Origin of the sequence: Ideonella sp., assembly GCF_044358605.1 — a bacterium.
Taxonomy (GTDB): domain Bacteria; phylum Pseudomonadota; class Gammaproteobacteria; order Burkholderiales; family Burkholderiaceae_C; genus Ideonella.
Genome location: NZ_JBIKNQ010000025.1, coordinates 40,375 through 60,000 on the forward strand (window position 1 = coordinate 40,375; position 19,626 = coordinate 60,000).

General features: G+C 64.7%; 17 protein-coding genes. 13 read left to right on the plus strand and 4 right to left on the minus strand.

Annotated features, from left to right (window positions below; translation table 11 throughout):
• The first annotated feature begins 120 nt into the window (after window positions 1-120).
• Genes ACIQ3Q_RS10745 through ACIQ3Q_RS10755 form a run of 3 tightly spaced genes read left to right on the plus strand, consistent with a single transcriptional unit; the run spans window position 121 to window position 9,367 of the window.
• On the plus strand, window positions 121-2,286 hold the full coding sequence (locus tag ACIQ3Q_RS10745; protein WP_396269087.1) for a methyl-accepting chemotaxis protein: 2,166 nt from the start codon (window positions 121-123) through the stop codon (window positions 2,284-2,286).
• 18 nt (window positions 2,287-2,304) lie between these two features.
• Window positions 2,305-8,349: an Hpt domain-containing protein gene (locus ACIQ3Q_RS10750; RefSeq protein ID WP_396269070.1), complete on the plus strand. Its 6,045-nt coding sequence runs from the start codon at window positions 2,305-2,307 to the stop codon at window positions 8,347-8,349.
• Window positions 8,333-9,367 (plus strand): GGDEF domain-containing protein, encoded by a 1,035-nt coding sequence (locus ACIQ3Q_RS10755; protein ID WP_396269071.1) that lies wholly within the window; start codon window positions 8,333-8,335, stop codon window positions 9,365-9,367. Before ACIQ3Q_RS10750 ends, ACIQ3Q_RS10755 begins: the two co-directional genes overlap by 17 nt.
• Before the next feature lie 36 nt (window positions 9,368-9,403).
• On the opposite strand, the gene ACIQ3Q_RS10760 is transcribed toward ACIQ3Q_RS10755, so the two are convergent.
• Window positions 9,404-10,894: a cryptochrome/photolyase family protein gene (locus tag ACIQ3Q_RS10760; protein ID WP_396269072.1), complete on the minus strand. Its 1,491-nt coding sequence runs from the start codon at window positions 10,892-10,894 to the stop codon at window positions 9,404-9,406.
• A 43-nt stretch (window positions 10,895-10,937) separates the two neighbouring features.
• Between ACIQ3Q_RS10760 and ACIQ3Q_RS10765 the strand changes: the two genes are divergently transcribed.
• From ACIQ3Q_RS10765 to ACIQ3Q_RS10790, 6 genes are all read left to right on the plus strand, one after another.
• The gene (locus ACIQ3Q_RS10765) at window positions 10,938-11,516 is read left to right on the plus strand and encodes a YqgE/AlgH family protein (RefSeq protein WP_396269073.1); all 579 of its coding nucleotides are present in this window, start codon (window positions 10,938-10,940) and stop codon (window positions 11,514-11,516) included.
• Between the two features lie 67 nt (window positions 11,517-11,583).
• Window positions 11,584-12,000, plus strand: a complete 417-nt coding sequence (gene ruvX / locus ACIQ3Q_RS10770; RefSeq protein ID WP_396269074.1) for a Holliday junction resolvase RuvX — start codon at window positions 11,584-11,586, stop codon at window positions 11,998-12,000.
• Window positions 11,997-12,500: a bifunctional pyr operon transcriptional regulator/uracil phosphoribosyltransferase PyrR gene (pyrR, locus tag ACIQ3Q_RS10775; RefSeq protein WP_396269075.1), complete on the plus strand. Its 504-nt coding sequence runs from the start codon at window positions 11,997-11,999 to the stop codon at window positions 12,498-12,500. The genes ruvX and pyrR overlap by 4 nt, the downstream gene beginning before the upstream one ends.
• A gap of 4 nt (window positions 12,501-12,504) precedes the next feature.
• Window positions 12,505-13,467, plus strand: coding sequence for an aspartate carbamoyltransferase catalytic subunit (locus ACIQ3Q_RS10780; protein ID WP_396269076.1), 963 nt, complete (start codon window positions 12,505-12,507; stop codon window positions 13,465-13,467).
• Between the two features lie 12 nt (window positions 13,468-13,479).
• Window positions 13,480-14,787: a dihydroorotase gene (locus ACIQ3Q_RS10785; protein ID WP_396269077.1), complete on the plus strand. Its 1,308-nt coding sequence runs from the start codon at window positions 13,480-13,482 to the stop codon at window positions 14,785-14,787.
• A gap of 43 nt (window positions 14,788-14,830) precedes the next feature.
• Window positions 14,831-15,571, plus strand: coding sequence for a lysophospholipid acyltransferase family protein (locus tag ACIQ3Q_RS10790; RefSeq protein WP_396269078.1), 741 nt, complete (start codon window positions 14,831-14,833; stop codon window positions 15,569-15,571).
• 3 nt (window positions 15,572-15,574) lie between these two features.
• Here the strand turns inward: ACIQ3Q_RS10790 and gpmA are convergent, their stop codons facing one another.
• Window positions 15,575-16,318, minus strand: coding sequence for a 2,3-diphosphoglycerate-dependent phosphoglycerate mutase (gene gpmA, locus ACIQ3Q_RS10795; protein WP_396269079.1), 744 nt, complete (start codon window positions 16,316-16,318; stop codon window positions 15,575-15,577).
• Window positions 16,319-16,434: 116 nt separating this feature from the next.
• Between gpmA and ACIQ3Q_RS10800 the strand changes: the two genes are divergently transcribed.
• From ACIQ3Q_RS10800 to ACIQ3Q_RS10815, 4 genes are all read left to right on the plus strand, one after another.
• Window positions 16,435-16,848, plus strand: coding sequence for a rhodanese-like domain-containing protein (locus ACIQ3Q_RS10800; protein WP_396269080.1), 414 nt, complete (start codon window positions 16,435-16,437; stop codon window positions 16,846-16,848).
• A 79-nt stretch (window positions 16,849-16,927) separates the two neighbouring features.
• Window positions 16,928-17,185: a glutaredoxin 3 gene (gene grxC / locus ACIQ3Q_RS10805; protein ID WP_396269081.1), complete on the plus strand. Its 258-nt coding sequence runs from the start codon at window positions 16,928-16,930 to the stop codon at window positions 17,183-17,185.
• Between the two features lie 125 nt (window positions 17,186-17,310).
• Window positions 17,311-17,760, plus strand: a complete 450-nt coding sequence (secB, locus tag ACIQ3Q_RS10810) for a protein-export chaperone SecB (RefSeq protein ID WP_396269082.1) — start codon at window positions 17,311-17,313, stop codon at window positions 17,758-17,760.
• Between the two features lie 14 nt (window positions 17,761-17,774).
• Window positions 17,775-18,758 carry an NAD(P)H-dependent glycerol-3-phosphate dehydrogenase gene (locus tag ACIQ3Q_RS10815; protein ID WP_396269083.1) on the plus strand — a complete coding sequence of 328 codons (984 nt, stop codon included), beginning with the start codon at window positions 17,775-17,777 and terminating at the stop codon, window positions 18,756-18,758.
• A 13-nt stretch (window positions 18,759-18,771) separates the two neighbouring features.
• On the opposite strand, the gene trmL is transcribed toward ACIQ3Q_RS10815, so the two are convergent.
• Window positions 18,772-19,242, minus strand: a complete 471-nt coding sequence (gene trmL, locus ACIQ3Q_RS10820) for a tRNA (uridine(34)/cytosine(34)/5-carboxymethylaminomethyluridine(34)-2'-O)-methyltransferase TrmL (protein WP_396269084.1) — start codon at window positions 19,240-19,242, stop codon at window positions 18,772-18,774.
• A partial coding sequence (locus ACIQ3Q_RS10825) for a ComF family protein (protein ID WP_396269085.1) occupies window positions 19,214-19,626 on the minus strand: 413 nt, incomplete at its 5' end. The genes trmL and ACIQ3Q_RS10825, both read right to left, overlap by 29 nt.

The window sequence follows — 19,626 nt, forward strand, 5'->3', positions numbered from 1 at the left end:
CTGCCAACAGCCCTGAAGCCAGACGGAGCTGATCCCGAGGTAGACCTCCTGCTGAGCCAAATCGACGAGCGTCTGGGTCATGCGACCGAGCAGGGCGATTCTGACTTGGCAGAGAGCGACATGATCGTCTCGCGCTTTGTCACCGACGAAGAGTTGGATGCGGCCACAGCCAAACCGGGTGCCGCTGCTGCTGCAGCAGCAGCGACGGCGAGCGGCGCCTTGGATGACGCAGTGACCTTGCCTTTGCTGGGACACCGGCCCGTGGCCCAGCACCAACGAGTGCTGCTGGCCTTGGTGGTGGCGGGTGTAGTGGGGGTGGTGGCGATTGGCGCTATGGCGCTTTCTGCCAGCAGCCAGCAAGCAGGCCAATTGACGGCCACCGGCCAAGCCTTGATGCAGTCACAACGCTTGGCCAAGTCGGTGTCTCAGGCCTTGGTGGGCAACCCCGCGGCCTTCCCGGAAGTCAAAGACAGCAGCTCGGTGCTGGTGCGCAACATCAAGGGCCTGGATGCGGGCGGTGATGGCATTGCCTCTATTTCTGGCAGCGCGCGTGATGCGCTCACGGGTTTGCTGCCCATGCTGGAGCGTGCTGAGAAGCGCTCGGCCGACGTGCTCAGCCAACAGGACACCCTGACCAATGTGGGTCAGGCGCTGCGCCAGATCAACCGTCAATCGTCTGACTTGCTCGAAGTTGCTGAGACGGTGTCTTCGCTGAAGCTGCAAAGCGGCGCGTCGGCGGCCGAGTTGTCTGCCGTCGGCCAGTTGGTGATGTTGACCCAGCGTATCGGCAAGAGCGCAAACGAGTTCCTGACCCTGGAAGGCGTGAGCCCCGAGGCGGTGTTCTTGTTGGGCAAAGACTTGAACACCTTCCGGGAGATCACCGACGGCCTGCTCAAGGGCAATGCCGACTTGCGCCTGCCGGGCACCCGTGACGCCGCCACCCGCGAGCGGCTGGAGCAGCTCTCTACCTTGTACGAGCAGACTCGCAAGCAGGCCAGCACCATCTTGGGTAGCTTGCAGGGCTTGGCCGCTGCACGTGAAGCCCAGTCCGGCATCGTGGCCGACAGCGAACCGCTGCGCAAAGGCCTAGAGCAGGTGCAGGAAGACCTGCAGTCGGCCAGCGGCCTAGGCGTGTTGCGGGGTGTGGCGCTGCTGTTGGCTGCAGTCTTGGCAGTCGCCGGCGGCTTGGGCTTGTTGAGGCTGTATGTCTTCAACCAGGCCTTGCGTGCCCGTCAAGCGGAGGAGGTGGCCAACAAGGCCGAGGCCCAAGAGCGTGACGCCAAGCGCGTCAATGACGCCAACCAGGCTGCGATTTTGCGCTTGATGAACGAGTTGCAGACCGTGGCCGAAGGCGATTTGACCCACCAAGCCACGGTGACCGAGGACATCACGGGCGCGATTGCCGACTCGGTGAACTACACCGTGGAAGAGCTGCGAACCCTGGTGGCCCAGGTGCAGAACGCGGTGGCGCGGGTGACCGACACCACAACGCAGGTGGAAGCGACGTCCACCGAGCTGCTGGCGGCATCCTCTGAACAACTGCGTGAGATTCTGGAAACCGGTGAGTCAGTGCTGAAGATGGCCTCGCGAATCAACGAGGTGTCGGCCCAAGCCCAGCAAACAGCGCAGGTGGCGCGGCAATCCTTGGCAGTGTCGGACACAGGCCGCAAGGCGGTGAGCGATACCATCGATGGCATGAACCAGTTGCGCGAGCACATCCAAGAAACCGCCAAGCGCATCAAGCGCCTGGGCGAGTCCTCGCAAGAGATTGGCGAAATCACCGAGCTGATTTCAGACATTACTGAGCAGACCAACGTGCTGGCGCTGAACGCCGCCATTCAGGCCGCGTCTGCCGGTGAAGCCGGCCGAGGCTTCTCGGTGGTGGCGGAAGAAGTGCAGCGCCTGGCGGAACGCTCGGGCGATGCGACCCGGCAGATTGCTGCACTGGTCAAGACCATTCAGACCGACACCCAAGACGCGGTGGCCGCCATGGAGCAATCCACGCAAGGGGTGGTGCAGAACGCCAAGCTGAGCGATGCGGCTGGCAGCGCGCTGGGCGACATTGACCGCGTGACGCGGCGCCTCTCAGAGCTGATTGAGCAGATTTCCAGCGAGGCGCGGCGTGAGGCCGAGTCTGCTAACGTGGTGGCTGCCAACATCCAGCACATCTTTGCGGTGACGGAGCAAACCGGAGACGGTACCCGCTCGACCGCGCAAATGGTGCATGAGCTGGCTCGTACCGCCGACGAATTGCGTCGCTCGGTTGATCGTTTCAAGATCGCTTGATCGCGCGGATGGTTTTGAATGTCCCTGGATCACACCACCCCTGATGCCGCCAGCACCGCTGGCCAAGCGTCGGCGCCAGTCGGCGACCTGAGCGCCCTGGCCTGGGTGCATGATGAACTCCGGCGCACCCTGGAAGGTGCCCAGAAGACTTTGCGTCGCGCGCTGCGCGAGTCCACCAGCCGCGCGGCCAGCCTGAGCCCAGGTGCCGACGGGCAAGCGCCTTTGATGCTGCAGGCCCGGGTGCAGTTGCACCAAGTGGTCGGCGCACTGGAGATGATCGGCCTGCCGGCCGCCGCGCGTTTTGTGCACGGCTATGAAATGGCCGTGCAGCGGCTGGCCCAGTTGCCCAACAGCTTCGACACCGATGCCCTGGCCACGCTGGAACGTGCGGGCTATGTGGTGATGGACTATCTGCGTCGCCAACTGGCGGGGCAGGACATCTCCCCCTTGGCCCTCTTTCCCTCGTACCAGCAAGTGATGACGCTGGCGGGTGTGCAACGGGCCCACCCGGCAGACCTGTGCACGGTGGTGGTCAACACCGCAGAGCCTGCTGAGCTAGCGCCTACCGCAGCCCCCTTGACGGCGGGCGTGGATGCTCGCGCCATCATGGAGCGTGAGCTGCTGGCCAGCTTGCGCGGCCGCAACGGCATGGCGCCCTTGCAGCGCATGAGTGATCTGTGCGCCAGCTTGGCCGCTGGTGCTCAGGGCCGACTGGCCGAGGTCTGGCACTTGGCCTCGGCCTTTTTTGAAGCGCAAGCCTCCGGGCGTTTGGCGGCAGATGACTTCAGCCGTCGCATGGCCTCGCGTTTGTTGGCCCAGCTCCGTGCCTCTGAGCGCGGTGTGACCGACACCCCCGACACGCTGATCCAGGACCTGCGCTTTTTCTGCGCCCGGGCTGCGTCGGACGGCCAGGGTACCGCACCGCGCCTGAGTCAGGTGCGGCAGGCCTTGTCACTGCCGGAGTTGTCGCAGCTGGATTACGCCCAGAGCCCGCTGGGGCGCTTTGACCCCGCGCTGCTGCCGCTGGCCAAACGGCGTGTGGCGGCCTTCCGGGAGTCTTGGTCGGCGCTGTCGTCTGGCGACGCCAGCACTGCAGGGCAGGTCAATGAGCAAGCGGCCTTGGTGGCCGAGTCGGTGCGCCAGCTCTATCCCGATGGTGAGCAGTTGGCTCAGGCTTTGCGCGCTGCCGTGGCCTCACCCAGCCGGCCGCAAGGCGGCCCGCGCCCCGAGGTGGCGATGGAGGTTGCGACGGCCCTGCTGTGCGTGGACTCCTCGCTGGACGAAATGGATTTGGATGAGCCGCAGCTGGGTCAACGCGTCAAGCGTTTGGCAGCGCGTCTTGACCAAGTGGCCTCGGGCAAAGAACCCGCGCCCATTGAGCCGTGGATGGAGACGCTTTACCGTGAGGTGTCCGACCGCCAAACCATGGGCAGTGTTGTTCAAGAGCTGCGCGCCTCACTGGCCGAGGTGGAGCAGCAGCTCGACCGCTTCCACCGCCAGCCGCAAGATCGCGACCCGCTGTTCATGGTGCCGGGTCAGCTGGCCTCCATGCGCGGGGTGCTGTCGGTGCTGGGCTTGGATCATGCGGCACAGGCTGTGCAACACATGCGCGACGACGTCGACCGCATTGCCGCCTCGCCTGAACATCAAGTCACCATTGACGCCCGTTTGGCCGACAACCTGGGCGGCCTGTCTTTCCTGATCGACATGCTGGCCGTGCAGCCGCAGTTGGCCAAGTCACTGTTCCGCTTTGATGCCGACACCGGCAGCTTCACTGCCTTGATGGGCCGCGCCACCGTGGCCACGCCTGTGGCCTCCGGCGCCGTGGACCCGACGCTGCAGGCCAGCTTGGCCTCGGTGGCGGAGGAGGCCCTGTGGGGCCAAACCACGCACGACGACTTGGCCCGCTCCCTGGAAGGCGTCGCCCAGCAGGCCATGGCAGCTGATGCGCCGGCGCTGGCCCAGGCCGTCACCCGCGCCCACGAGGCGCTGGCCGATGCCCATGAAGGCGCTGGCAAAGAGGCGGCGCGGGCCTCCATTGGCGAATCCATCGGCCAGATCGCCACGGCACAAAGCGCCCCGGTGGCCAACACGGTAGTTTCGGCCCCCTTGGTCGACGCCGACATGCGTGAGGTCTTCATTGAAGAAGCGCGTGAAGTGTTGGCGCTGGCGGGCGAGTCTCTGCAGACCCTGTCGGCGCAGCCCCGAGACCTGGGCGCCATGACGTCCTTGCGCCGCACCTTCCACACCCTCAAAGGCAGCGCCCGCATGGTGGCCTTGGGCGATCTGGGCGAAGCCGCTTGGGCCTATGAGCAACTGCTGAGTGCGCGTTTGGCTGAGGCCGTGATCGAGGCCGATGCCGTGATGCGCGAGTTTGCCGCGCGCGCCGTGGCCGACTTGTCGGGGTGGGTCGATGCCATTGCGCTGTCGCCGCAAGCCGCCTGGGATGCGTCCGCCTTGATTGCCGAGGCCCATCTGCTGCGCGATACGGCCGGGCAAGTGTCTGACGAAGCCCGCGCTGCGCCGCAACCGCCGGTGCTCACCAGCTCCATTGATGAGGACCTGTCCGAAGACGAAGTCACCCACTATGCAGAGCTGGACGTCGGCCCCTCGCCAGCGGCAGCGGCATCCATGGTCTTGCCCTCGTCACTGCTGGCGCTGGATCTCGACCTCAGTCATGACGGTGAGCCCCCGCCTGCGCCCACGACGGCGCCTCAGGCCTTGGACCATGTCAGCGACACCCAGCCAGGGGCTCTGGAGGGTGAACCCCGGTCTGAGCCACAGGCTGAGGCTGTTCAGGGGCTGGCGGCTGCCGACGCGGGCGTTGATCTCGAGTTGGACTTTTCTCTGCCTGAGGTGGCTGCCGAAGAGCCCGAGGCCGCTCAAACGGCGTTGGTCGAGCCTGTTGCCCAACCGCCTGTGCACGTGCCGCCCACCCTGACGCTGGTGGAAGCGCCTAGGCCGCCCCCCGATGACACTGAGGCGCACACGCCACTGCCAGAAGACGACGCAGATCGCTTCAAGATCGTGGGCCATTTGCGGGTTCCGATTGGCCTGTTCAATGTCTTCTTGAACGAGGCGGACGAGCAGTCTCGCCGCTTGGGCGTCGAGTTGGCTGAATGGTCCTTGGAGCATCATCAGCCGGTGCCAGAGTCTTCGGAAGCCTTGGCGCACTCCTTGGCGGGCAACTCGGCCACTGTGGGTTACAGCGATTTGTCGGCCTTGGCGCGACGCTTGGAGCATGCGCTCCAGCGCTCCCGCACGCGGGGGCGGGGCAGCGAAGCTGAAGCCCAACTGTTTGTCGACGTCGGCGATGAAATCCGACGCTTGTTGCATCAGTTTGCGGCAGGCTTTTTGCGTGCTGCGTCGCCCGAGTTGTTGCAGCGCTTGGAGGCGCATGAAGCGCATGAGGCCAAGCTGCCGCATGCGGCCGCGCCCGCAGCGGCACCGGTGGTGCCGACAATTGCGCTGGGTGAGATGCGCTATGCCGCGCTCACTGACGACCCGACCGAATTGGTGCCGCACAAGCCGGATCCCACCTCAGCCCATGCCGAGCCCGGTGGCCTGGCCGCACTGAGTGATGTTCTGGAGTCGCAGGACGACCTAGATCCGGTGCTGTGGCCGGTGTTTGCCGAGGAAGGTGAAGAACTGCTGCCGGTGTTGGCGCAGGAGTTGCGCCACTGGGAGGCTGCTCCGGCAGAGCGTGCTGCGCCTCTGGCCGCCATGCGCGCCTTGCACACCTTCAAGGGAGGGGCTCGCTTGGCGGGCGCCATGGCCTTGGGTGAGTTGGCGCACCGCTTGGAGTCCTCTTTTGAGCATGTGCTGGCCCACCTGCCCGCATCGGCAGAAGGGCTCTCGGCGCTTGCGCTGGGTGTAGACCGTCTGGACGAGCATTTCCAGACCTTGTCAGCACGCGCGGCTGGCCCCGCTCCTTCACCGGTGCCGCCTTCAGTGCAAGCAGTGCCTTCACTTGCGCCTGCGTCGGCCGAACCGGCAGCCGCAGCTGTTGACGAACCGACCAAGCCTGCCCAGGCGGCAGCCGCGCCTGCAGCAGAGGTCGTACCGGTTCTGGCCACCGCACAGGCGGCGCCGGATTGGAGCCGCTTCTTGGGCGAAGAGGCCTTGCGCGGCCCCGAACCTGTGGCTGGCCAGCGTGCAGAGCCTGCAGCGGCTGTGGGGACAGTGCGCGTCCGAGTGCCGCTGCTGGACCGCATGGTGAGCCATGCGGGTGAGGTGAGTGCAGCGCGAGCCCGCATTGACAGCGAGTTAGGCCAGATGCGTCAGGGCCTCAAAGAGCTGACTGAAAACTTGGATCGCTTGCGTCGCCAGTTGCGAGATTTGGAGATCCAAGCCGAGACCCAAATGGCCTCGCGCATGGAAGCCGCCCGCGCGGCTCAGCAGACCTTTGACCCGCTGGAAATGGACCGCTTCACGCGGGTGCAAGAGTTGACCCGCATGTTGGCCGAGTCGGTCAACGACGTGGGCACGGTTCAGCGCACTTTGCAGCAATCTATCCAGGTGGCAGAAGACCAGTTGGCGCAACAGGCGCGTCTGGCGCGCGACCTGCAAGACGACTTGCTGCGCGCGCGCATGGTGGAGTTCGACACGCTCTCCGAGCGCCTCTACCGCGTGGTGCGTCAGGCCGCCAAAGAAACGGGCAAGCAGGTGCGCCTGAACTTGGCGGGTGGCACCACTGAGGTGGATCGCGGCGTGCTGGACCGCATGGCCCCCGCGTTTGAGCACCTGCTGCGCAATGCAGTGGTTCACGGCATCGAGCCGACCGCGCTGCGTGAAGCCACCGGCAAAGACGCGGTAGGCACCATCGACTTGCGCCTGCGCCAGGTGGGCAATGAAGTGCAAATCGAAGTACGAGACGACGGCGCCGGTTTGGACTTGGTGCGGATCGCCGAGCGTGCGCGTCGTACCGGCGTGCTCTCCGCCGAAGCCAAGCCGACCGAGGCTGAATTGGCCGGCATGATCTTCCGCTCGGGCTTCACCACCTCCGAAGAGGTGACGGAGTTGGCCGGTCGCGGTGTGGGCATGGATGTGGTGCGCGCCGAGGTCACCTCTTTGGGCGGCCGTATCGACACCGCCAGCGCGACAGGCCGTGGTACGGCCTTCCAACTGGTGCTGCCGCTGACCACGGCCGTCACCCAGGTGGTGGTGCTGAATTGCGATGACTTGGTGGTGGCGGTGCCATCCAATCTGGTCGAGCGGGTGATGCGCACGCCGGTGCAAGAGGTGGAAGCCGCTTATCGGGATGGCGTGATGCGCATTGGCGAAGACACCTTGCCCTTCTTCTGGATGGGCGGGCTGCTGGAGCATGGCGGGCGTGGTGCCCTGGAGGGCAAGACGGCCTCCATCGTCGTGGCGCGCAGCGCCTCCCAGCGTGTCGCCCTGCATGTGGGTCAAGTCTTGGGCAACCAGGAAGTCGTGGTCAAGAACTTGGGCCCGCAGTTGGCGCGCTTGCCGGCCCTCTCCGGCTTGTCCATGCTGCCTGACGGCCAGACCGTGCTGATCTACAACCCGGTGGCCTTGGCGGCGATTTACGGCGCACAGGCGCGGGATCGCATGCGTCAGTCTGATGCCATGACGGTGGAAGCCGCCGCGGCCGAAGGGCGCGAAATGGCCATGCCGCTGGCCACCTTGGTGATGGTGGTGGACGACTCGCTCACGGTGCGTCGCGTCACCCAGCGCTTGCTACAGCGTGAGGGTTACCGCGTGCAACTGGCCAAAGATGGTCTTGAAGCCTTGGAGTTGCTGGGCAGTGAAAAACCCGCCGTGGTGCTCAGTGACATTGAAATGCCGCGCATGGACGGGTTTGACCTGCTGCGCAATTTGCGCGCTGATGCTCGCTTGCGCGACCTGCCGGTGGTGATGATCACCTCGCGCATCGCTCAGCGGCACCATGACCTCGCCATGACATTGGGCGCTAACGAATACCTCGGAAAGCCGTATGATGAGCAGGCCCTGCTGAATTTGGTGCGTGGATTTGTGGATGCCGCGCACGGCCTCGGCGAGAAGGGTTTGACGGAGTCTGGCGCAGATGCCCGAAATCATTGATCAACTGGCCGAGTTGACCGGCCTGCGGGACCGCGACACCTTGGATGTCAGCTTGGCGCTGGCACTGCGCGACTTACTGGCTCCGGAATTGGTGGCTGTCCACCGAGTGGTGGGCGAATTGGGTGACGAGCGTTGGCAAACCCGGGCTCGGCTAGCGCCGACGGATGTGACGGCCACTGCCGACACCACCTACTTCGACAATGGCTCGCTGCCTGCGCTGGGTGAACAGCCTGCTTGGCAGGAATGCCTGCTCAATAACCATACAGTGTGTGTTGCGGGAAGCCCCAGCATCACCTTGTTTGCGATGCCCGCAGAGTCCGGTGCATCGGGCGTGGTGGAGGTACATACCCAACAGCCACTCCACGAAGACATGGTTCGGCTGGTCAACGGGGTACTGCGCATTTATCGCAATGTCCATGCGCTGCTGGACTACAGCGAACGCGACACCCTGACAGGCTTGCTCAACCGCAAGAGCTTTGACGAAACCTTCTACAAGATGGTGGCTTTGGGCATGCAGGCGGCCCAACAAGTGGACGTTGCTGACCCTGAGCGTCGCATGGCAGTGCCGGTGCGCTATTGGCTGGGTGTGATGGACATTGACCACTTCAAACTGGTCAACGATACCTTTGGCCATCTGATCGGTGATGAAGTCTTGCTGCTGCTGTCGCGGGTGATGCGCGGCTGCTTCCGCCACAGTGACCGTCTCTACCGCTTCGGTGGCGAGGAGTTTGTGGTGCTGCTACGCTGCCCCACCGAGGAAGATGCCCATGCAGCCATGGAGCGTTTCCGCATTGCCGTGCGGGAGTACAAATTCCCGCAGGTCAACCACGTCACCATCAGCGTGGGCTTTACCGACTTGCGCCCCGGCGACACGCCGAGCTCAGCCGTGGAGCGAGCGGACAAGGCGGTCTACCATGCCAAGCATCATGGCCGCGACCAGGTCTGCAGCCACTCGGCCTTGGTGTCCGAGGGCTTGGTGGCCCAAGACAACCGCGACAGCGACGTCGAGTTCTTCTGAACCTCGGGCTGGGTCGGGGCGAGCCCTGCAGGCCCCTTAGGTCTTGGCCTTAGCCACCCCAAATCGTTCCAGCGTTTGTTTGCGCGCCTCGTCATGGTCGACGATGGGTTCGGGGTAATCCTGACCCAGCACCACACCGGCTTCCACCAATTCCATCGGTTTGGCGCGCCAAGGCGCGTGGATGGCCGGGGCGGGCAGGGCGGCGAGTTGGGGCAAGTAGCGCTTGATGAACTTGCCCTCCGGGTCAAACTTTTCGCTTTGCGACACGGGGTTGAAGATGCGGAAATAGGGTTGCGCATCACAGCCGGTCGAGGCCGCCCATTGCCAGCCACCGTTGTTAGCCGCAAGATCGAAGTCGTTCAAGTGCTGCGCAAACCAGGCTTCACCTCGGCGCCAATCTAGCCCCAGGTCCTTGACCAAAAAACAGGCCGTCACCATGCGCAGCCGGTTGTGCATATAGCCCGTCTTGCGCAACTGCAGCATGCCCGCATCCACCAACGGGTAGCCGGTGCGGCCCTCGCACCAGGATGCAAAGCGGGCGTCGGCCAGCTTGCCATGCTCCCACTTGATGGCGTCGTACTCGGGCTTGAAGGCATGGCCCACCACGCGAGGGTGATGGTGCAGGATCTGGTGATAGAAATCGCGCCAGATCAGTTCCGACAGCCACACCTCCGCCCCACGCGAGCCGGCCTGGGTGCGTTGCCAGGCCTCACGCGCGCAGCGGCGGATGGAGACGGTGCCAAAGCGCAGATGCACGCCCAGGTAGCTGGGCGCCTTGATGGCCGGAAAATCGCGTCCCTGGCCGTAGTGGTCGATACGCTCCAGAAACTCAGCCAGCATGGCGTGACCGCCCGAAGCCCCTAGCCCCAAGCGCAATTGGGCCAGGCCCGCAGGCTCGAAGCCCAGATCGGCCAGCGTTGGCACGGGCTGGCGCAGCGAGGGCGGCAGGGCTGCGAGGCGCTCCAAGTAGCGCTCCACCGGCCAAGCGGAAAGATAGAACGGGCTGATCTTCTTCAGCCAGGCATTCTTGTAAGGCGTGAAGACGCTGTAAGGGTTGCCGCTCAGCGTCAGCACTTCGTCGCGCTCAAAGATCACATGGTCTTTGACGGTGTGCAGCACGATGCCTTTGTCGGCCAGCGCACCGCGTACCCTGGCGTCGCGAGCCAAAGCGGCAGGCTCGGCGTCGTGGCTGGCATAAACGGCTTGGACACCCAGAGCCGTCGCCAGCCGCACGATCTCGTCCACAGCCGAGCCGTAGCGCACGATCAGGCCCGCCTCGGCCGTACCATGGCCCTCAGCCACGCTGCGCAACTCGGCGTCCAGAGCCAGCACGCTGGCATGGATGAACTCGACACGCCGGTCGGCCTTGGGCAGCGGCGCCAGAATGTCCGTGTCGAACACAAAGCAGCAGTGCACCTGTCGCGCAGCCTTGAGCGCGGCAAACAGTGCGGCGTTGTCTTCCAGGCGCAAGTCGCGCCGCAGCCAGACCAAGGCGTGAGACAGCAGGGAAGCAGTGGGTGAAGACATGGTGGGGAGTGTGGCGCAGAAGGTCAGCCTTTAGAATAGCCCCATGTCCAGCGACGGTATCAATCTCACCAATCAGTTTCTGATCGCCATGCCCGGCATGGCCGATGAACAGTTCAGCGGCTCTGTGGTTTATCTCTGCGAGCACAGCGACAAAGGCGCATTGGGCTTGGTCATCAACAAGCCCACCGACATCACGCTGGAAGGCTTGTTCGACAAGGTGGACCTGTCGCTGGAGCGCCCAGACTTAATCAGTCAGCCCGTCTTCTACGGCGGCCCGGTGCAGACCGAGCGCGGCTTTGTGCTGCATGACGCCCCGGCTCATGACGGTGCGGCCTTCATGTCCACGCTCCAAGTACCCGGTGGCTTGGCCATGACCACCAGCAAAGACGTGCTGGAAGCCATCTCCAAAGGCGATGGCCCCAAGCGCGTTCTGGTGACCCTGGGCTACAGCGGCTGGTCCGCCGGCCAGTTGGAAGAAGAAATCGGCCGCAATGGCTGGTTGACCGTCGAAGCCACCCCTGAGGTGATCTTCGACACGCCGATCGCCCAACGCTACGAACGCGCCCTGGGCCTGCTGGGCTTCGACCCGCGCATGCTCTCGCAAGAAGTGGGGCATGCATGAGCCCGCAGAGCCGCCTCAAGGGCGAGTGGCCCCCTCGGGGGGCGGCGCGCAGCGCCCGGGGGCATGCATGAGCGCTGTAAAGCGCCCCGTGCCTGCTTCCGCCGCTTCCTTTTTGGCTTTTGACTTTGGCACTCTGCGGGTGGGCGTGGCCCAAGGCTCGCGCTTTTTGGCGCAGGGCCAAGCCTTGCGCACCATCGCCACCCAAGGTGATGCGCGTTTTGCCGCCATTGCCAGCCTGATCAAAGAATGGCAGCCCGATGCCTTGGTGGTGGGTGTGCCCTTTCACCCGGATGGCGCCGAGCACGACAATACCCGCCGCGCCCGCCGCTTCGTCAACCAGTTGACTGGCCGCTTTGGCTTGCCCGTGTTTGAGGTGGATGAGCGCTACACCACCACCGAGGCGCTGGCTGCGGGGGCCAAAGATGCCGATGCCGCCTCGGCGGTGCTGATCCTCGATCAATTTTTCCGAGAGCTTGGACTATGAGTACCCTAACCCTGGACGCCGAAGCCCTCTATGCTGAGTTGCTGCGCGGCGTGCGGCCGCTGATGACCCCTGAAACTGTCTTGGTGGGCGTGTGGTCGGGTGGCGCCTGGCTGGCCGAGCGCCTGCAGGCGGACCTGGGCCTGGCCGGCACGCCCGGCGTGATCAGCAGCACCCTGCACCGCGATGACTTTGGCGCGCGTGGGCTGGCCTCGGGCACCGACGCCACGCACTTGCCCTTTGCCATTGAGGGCGCTCACATCCTCTTGGTGGACGATGTGCTGTTCACGGGCCGCACCATCCGCGCGGTGCTCAATGAGCTGTATGACTACGGCCGCCCCGCCAGCGTGCAGTTGGCGGTGCTGGTGGACCGTGGTGGGCGAGAGCTGCCGATTGCCGCGGCCTTGGCCGCTGCCCGAGTGGTATTGCCGGCCGCTCAGCGCCTGTCACTGAGCCGCGCTGAGGGTGGCGCGCTGACTTTCAACCTTAACGAGGAGCACTGAGCCCATGCTCTCCCGACGACACCCCCAACTCAACAGCCACGGCGAGCTGATTCACCTGCTGTCCATCGAGGGCCTGCCCAAGGCCGTGCTGACCCACATCCTCGACACCGCTGGCACCTTTCTGTCGGTGAATGACCGTGAGGTCAAGAAGGTGCCGCTGCTGCGCGGCAAAAGCGTGTTCAACCTGTTCTTCGAGAACAGCACCCGCACCCGCACCACCTTTGAGATTGCCGCCAAGCGCCTGAGCGCCGACGTGATCAACCTGGACATTGCCAAGAGCAGTGCCGCCAAGGGCGAGAGCCTGCTGGACACGATTGCCAACCTGAGCGCCATGCACGCCGATATGTTTGTCGTGCGGCACTCCGAGAGCGGCGCGCCTTATCTGATCGCCCAGCATTGCGCACCGCATGTCCATGTGGTGAACGCGGGCGACGGCCGCCATGCCCACCCCACCCAAGGGCTGCTGGACATGTATACCATCCGGCACTTCAAGAAGGACTTCAGCCAGCTCAGCGTGGCCATCGTGGGCGACATCGTGCACTCGCGCGTGGCCCGCTCGGACATCCATGCGCTGACCACGCTGGGCGTGCCGGATATCCGCGCCGTCGGACCCAAGACGCTGGTGCCAGGCGATCTGCGCGAGATGGGCGTGCGCGTTTGCCACGACATGCGCGAAGGCATCAAAGACGCCGACGTGATCATCATGCTGCGCTTGCAAAACGAGCGCATGAGCGGCGCCATGCTGCCCTCGGCCGGTGAGTTCTTCAAAACCTACGGCCTGACCGACGACAAGTTGGCGCTGGCCAAGCCGGATGCCATCGTCATGCACCCCGGCCCCATCAACCGGGGTGTGGAGATTGCCTCGGCCGTGGCCGATGGTGGCCACAGCGTGATCCTGCCGCAGGTGACGTTTGGCATCGCCGTGCGCATGGCGGTGATGTCCATCATTGCCGGCAACGAAGCTTGAGCGAACAAGACCATGAAAATCCTGATCCAGAACGGCCGTGTGGTCGATCCGGCGACCGGTCGCGACGAAGTGGCCGATGTGGCCATCGCCGCCGGGCGCATCCTCAGCATCGGCCGCGTCTCGCCCGATTTCAAGCCTAGCCAAACCATTGACGCCAGCGGCTGCGTGGTGGCCCCGGGCTTGGTGGACCTGTCCGCCCGCCTGCGTGAGCCGGGCCACGAGCATGAAGGCATGTTGGAGAGCGAGCTCAATGCGGCAGCCGCCGGTGGAGTGACCAGCTTGGTGTGCCCGCCCGACACCGACCCGACGCTGGACGAGCCGGGCTTGGTGGACATGCTGAAGTTCCGGGCCCGCAAGCTCAGCCTGTGTCGCCTCTTCCCCCTGGGCGCGCTGACCAAGGGCTTGGCCGGTGAAGCCCTGACCGAGATGGCCGAGCTGACCGAATCGGGCTGCGTGGGCTTTTCTCAAGCCGAAGCCCCGGTGCGCGACACCGTGGTGCTGATGCGCGCGCTGCAGTACGCGGCCACGCATGGCTACACCGTGTGGCTGCGGCCTCAGGATGCGTGGCTGGGTAAGGGCGTGGCGGCGAGTGGCTCGGTGGCCACGCGCTTGGGGCTCTCCGGCGTGCCGGTGGCGGCGGAGACGATTGCCTTGCACACGATTCTGGAGCTGGTGCGCATCACTGGCGCGCGGGTTCATCTCTGCCGCCTGTCCAGCGCCGCCGGGGTGGCGCTGGTGCGCCGTGCCAAAGCCGAAGGCCTGCCCATCACCGCTGACGTCAGCATCAACTCGCTGCACCTGACGGATGTGGACATCGGCTTCTTCCAATCGGCCATGCGCCTGACCCCACCGCTGCGCCAAGCCGCTGATCGCGATGCCTTGCGGGCGGCCCTGGCCGACGGCACGCTGGATGCGCTGGTGTCAGACCACACCCCGGTGGACGAAGACGCCAAGACTTTGCCCTTTGGTGAGGCCGAGCCTGGCGCCACCGGCTTGGAATTGCTGTTGAGCATGACGCTGAAGTGGGGCCAAGACGCGGGCCTGAGCACGGCGCAGACTTTGGCGCGCATCACCTGCGAGCCCGTTCGGGTGCTGGGCGACGCGCTGGGTTCACTGGCCAGCAGCGCCGGTCGCCTGACCGAAGGCGGCGTGGCGGATGTCTGCGTGTTCGACCCTGCCGCCATTTGGCAGGTCACGCCGGCCGCCCTGCGCAGCCAGGGCAAGCACACGCCGTTTGACTTCAGCGTCACGGGCACCGCCTTGCCGGGCAAGGTCCGCACCACCTTGGTGGCGGGCTCGGTGGCTTATCAGGCCGCATGAGCGCTTTGGGCTTTCAACAGCGTTTCAAGGCAGGGCTGACAACGTGCTGAACTTGGCTCGTGTGCTGTGGCGCATCCTGCGCCTCACTCTGCATTTGTTCACCGGCATGGCGGTGGTGGCGTGGCGCTTCCCGGCTTGGTCAGCGCAACAGCGTGCCGACTATGTGCGGGCCTGGAGCCTCGGCACGCTGCGGGTGGCGGGTTTGGGCTTTAGTGTGCAAGGGCAGCCCCGAGGGCATGGCACCTTGTTGATCGCCAACCATGTCTCGTGGCTGGATATTCCGGCCTTGCATGCAGCCTGCCCCGAGGCTCGCTTTGTGGCCAAGGCCGACATGCTGCGCTGGCCCTTGCTGGGCTGGTTGGCTCGCAGCATTGGCACGGTGTTCATCGAGCGGGAGCGCAAGCGCGATGCGATGCGGGTGGTCCACCACGTGGCCGAGACCCTGCAGCAAGGCGGCACGGTGGCCGTCTTCCCAGAAGGCACGACCGGCCCCGGCCCGCAAATGCTGCCTGTACATGCCAATTTGCTGCAAGCGGCGATTGCGGTCGAGGCGCCCATCCAGTCCGCCGTGCTTCGCTTCTACAGCCCCACCGAACGCTTTGCGACGGCGGCTCAGTTCATTGGCGACACCACCTTGCTGGCCAGTGTCTGGCGCGTGCTCAGTGCGCGCGGACTGAGCGTAGAGGTGGTGGTGCTGCCCGCCCAAGCCACGGCGCATGCAGACCGCCGCGCCTTGGCCGCCCACCTGCAGCAAGAGATGCAGGCGGTGTTGGATCGTGCTTAAGCCTTAGGCCTTGCCTTGGCTCGCGACAGCCGCTGCCGCTTTGGCCGCCGCTTCCGCATCACCCAGGTAGTAGCGCTTGATGGGCTTGAGGTTGGCGTCCAACTCATAGACCATGGGAATGCCGTTGGGGATGTTCACGCCCACGATGTCGGCATCACCAATGTCGTCCAGATACTTCACCAAGGCGCGGATCGAGTTGCCGTGAGCGGCAATCACCAAACGCTGGCCCGAGCGGATGGCTGGGGCCAGGGTCTCGTTCCAGAAGGGGATCACCCGCGCGACCGTGTCTTTCAGGCACTCGGTCAGCGGCACATCGTTGGGGTTCAGGGCAGCGTAGCGCGGGTCGCGCCGCTCGCTGCGGCTGTCGCTGGCCTCGAGTGCGGGCGGCGGGGTGTCGTAGCTGCGGCGCCAGACCAGCACTTGCTCTTCGCCGTATTGCTTGGCCATGTCGGCTTTATTCAAGCCCTGCAAGGCACCATAGTGGCGCTCGTTCAGATGCCAGTCCTTGACCACCGGCAACCAGGTGCGGTCCATGGCGTCCAGGCAGTGCCAGAGCGTCCAGATGGCGCGCTTCAACACGGAGGTGTAGGCCACATCGAATTCATAGCCTTCAGCCTTGAGCAAGGCGCCAGCGGCTTTGGCTTGGGCGACGCCGGTCTCGGTCAGTTCGACATCGGTCCAGCCGGTGAAGCGGTTTTCAAGGTTCCAGGTGGATTCGCCGTGACGGATCAGAACAAGCTTGTACATGGTGGAAGCGCGGACCCAAGGGTCGCAGGTGGAAGAGGGGGGATGTGCCAAGCGAGGTCCTTGGCGCCGGGCCGAATTCTATAATCCGCCCTTTCTCCGCTCTGACACACCTTCCCATGCTTTCCTTCTTGCTTGAAAACTGGTCGCTCGTGGCCGTGGCCCTGGTTTCTGGGGGCCTGCTGATGTGGCCCATGTTGGTGGGCGGCGTCGGTGCTGGCGTGCCTCCGAATGAGGCTGTACGCCTGATGAACCGCGAGAAAGCGGTGGTGATCGACGTGTGTGAGTCGGCTGAGTTTGAGGCCGGCCACATCACCGGTGCGCGCAGCATTCCGCTGGCCAAGCTCGAAGGCGCCAAAGAATTGCCCAGCAACAAGAACCTGCCCTTGGTCGTGGTCTGCGCCAGCGGCATGCGCTCACGGCGCGCCGTGGCTCAACTGCGCAAGGCGGGCTACGAGAAAGTCAACGCTCTGGCCGGTGGCATGAAGGCCTGGCGTGAGGCGGGCCTGCCGGTAGAGACGGGCGCTCGCTGAGCAAGCCCGCGCTTGCAGCCGGGTCTTGTGACCGGGCTGACAATCCGGCCCCTGCCCAACCCACGGAAAGAGAATCCTCATGAGCGCCGTTGTGATGTACACCACGCAAGTCTGCCCTTACTGCGTGCGCGCCAAAGCGCTGCTGCAGCAGCGTGGCGTGGCGGCTATTCAAGAGGTGCGTGTGGATTTGGACCCAGTACAGCGTGACCACATGATCGCCATCACGGGCCGGCGTACTGTGCCGCAAATCTTCATTGGTGATACCCATGTGGGCGGCTGCGATGACCTGATCGCTCTCGACCAAAAAGGCGGCTTGCTGCCCCTGCTGCAGGCCTGACTCACACCCCTTGATGTGGGGTGAACACGGAGCCAGAGGGGCTCTGTCGCTGCGTGATAATGCTGAAGTGCCGCCCGCGTTGCTTGAGGGACGCGGGCTTTTTATTTTTACGTTGAGTACGCATCATGGCCGAACAAGATCAGTCCCCCGTGTTTCAGTTGCAGCGCATGTACCTGAAGGATTTGTCGCTGGAGCAACCGAATTCGCCGCAAATCTTGTTGGAGCAGGCCCAGCCTCAGGTGGACATCCAGTTGGGCATGGCAGCTGAAGCCATTGCTGAGGGCGTGTTTGAAGCCTCGGTGACCGCCACCGTGACCACCAAGGTCGGTGACCGCACCATGTTCTTGATCGAGGCCAAGCAAGCCGGCATCTTTGAGATCCGCAACTTCCCTGACGATCAAGTCCAAGCCATCTTGGGCGTGGTCTGCCCGCAGACCATTTACCCCTACTTGCGCGCCATCGTGTCGGATGTCTGCACCCGAGCAGGCTTCCCGCCTATTCTGCTGGCTGAAGTCAACTTCCAAGCCATGTTTGAAGCCCAGCAGCAGGCTCAAGCCGGTAACGGCGCTAACTGAGCTGTTTGACGACCATGCGGGTGGCCGTTTTGGGCGCCGGCGCCTGGGGCACCGCGTTGGCGGTCGCTGCGGCCCAGCGCCATGAAGTGCTGTTGTGGGCGCGAGATGCTGCACAGGCTGAGGCCATGCGCACGGCGCGCCGCAACACCCGCTATTTGCCTGAGGCAGCGTGGCCCGAAGCCTTGCAGGTGACGGCCGATCACGCTGCGGCCGTGGCCCATGGGCGCGGTGGCTTGATCATCATCGGCACCCCCATGTCGGCTTTGCGCGGCACCTTGGCCCAGCTGGATGCGGGCTGTCGGGTGCTGTGGTTGTGCAAGGGCTTTGAGGCCTCGAGCGGCATGCTCGGGCACCAGATTGCGGAACAGGTGCAGCCCGGCATGGCTGCGGGTGTGTTGTCTGGCCCGAGCTTTGCCCAAGAGGTGGCACAAGGTTTGCCCACCGCTCTGGTGGCCGCCAGCCCCGACCAAGGCTTGGCCGACGCTGCGGTCGAGGCCTTTCATCACGGTTCTTTGCGTGTCTACACCTCGCCCGACCCGGTGGGGGTCGAAGTGGGTGGGGCGGTCAAGAACGTGCTGGCCATTGCCACCGGCATTGCGGATGGCCTCGGTCTGGGCTTGAATGCCCGTGCCGCCTTGATCACCCGGGGTTTGGCCGAAATGACTCGCCTGGGCGTGGCTTTGGGCGCTCAGCCCGCCACCTTCATGGGCTTGGCCGGTTTGGGCGACTTGGTGCTGACCGCAACGGGTGATCTCTCACGCAATCGGCGCGTGGGGTTGTTGCTGGCGCAGGGCCGCAGCTTGGCCGATACCTTGGCCACTTTGGGCCACGTGGCTGAAGGCGTTTACAGTGCCGCCACCGTGGTCGCCACGGCGCAGCGCTTGAAGGTCGAGATGCCGTTGACCTTTGCTGTGCAGGATGTCTTGACGGGTCGGTTAAGCCCGCGAGCGGCTGTCGGGCAGTTGATGCAGCGAGAGGCCCGCTCAGAGGGCGTTTAGCTCAGGCAGGTGCTCACGCGCCGCCTTCCCAACCACATTGGCGCCAGGCGTCAAACACCGCCACGGCCACGGCATTGCTGAGGTTCAGGCTGCGCTGACCTTCGCGCATGGGCAGGCGCACCCTTTGCGTGGTCGGAAATTGATCGCGCAGTGCCGGCGGCAGACCTGCTGTCTCTTGCCCGAAGACCAGCGTGTCGCCCGCTTGCCAGCGCATCTCACCCAGCAGTCGGCTGCCTTTGGTGGTGAAGGCAAACATCCGCGAAGCGTCAGGCTGCTCTGCCGCCAAAAAAGCCTCCCAACTGGCATGGCGGCGCACGGGCGCGTACTCGTGGTAATCCAAGCCTGCGCGCCGCAGGTGCTTGTCATCCATGTCGAAGCCCAGGGGCTCGATCAGGTGCAAGCTGCAGCCGGTATTGGCCGCCAAGCGGATGATGTTGCCGGTATTCGGCGGGATCTCAGGCTGAACCAGAACGATGCGAAACATGCGTGGCATTGTCGCTGGAGTCTGCCGCCTTGGGCAGTGGTGTGCGGGCCAGCAACCAGAGGCTGACACTGGCAGCGCCGCCTTCTAGGGCGGCCACGCAGGCGGCTTGGCAGGTGGCCCCCGTGGTCATGACATCGTCAATCAAGGCGATGTGCATGCCTGCGACTTGGCGGCCGAGAAGGGGGGCCGGCATGAAGGCGCCCTGTAAATTGAGGTGACGCGCCTGCTGGTCCAGGGCCAGTTGGTGCTCGGTGCTGCGCCAACGGGTCAATGCGTCGGCGGTGGCAGGCAAGCCCAATTGGCGGCCCAGCGCCTGCGCCAACAGCCAGGATTGATTGAAGCCCCGACTGCGTAAGCGTTGCTCGTGCAGTGGCAGGGCTACCA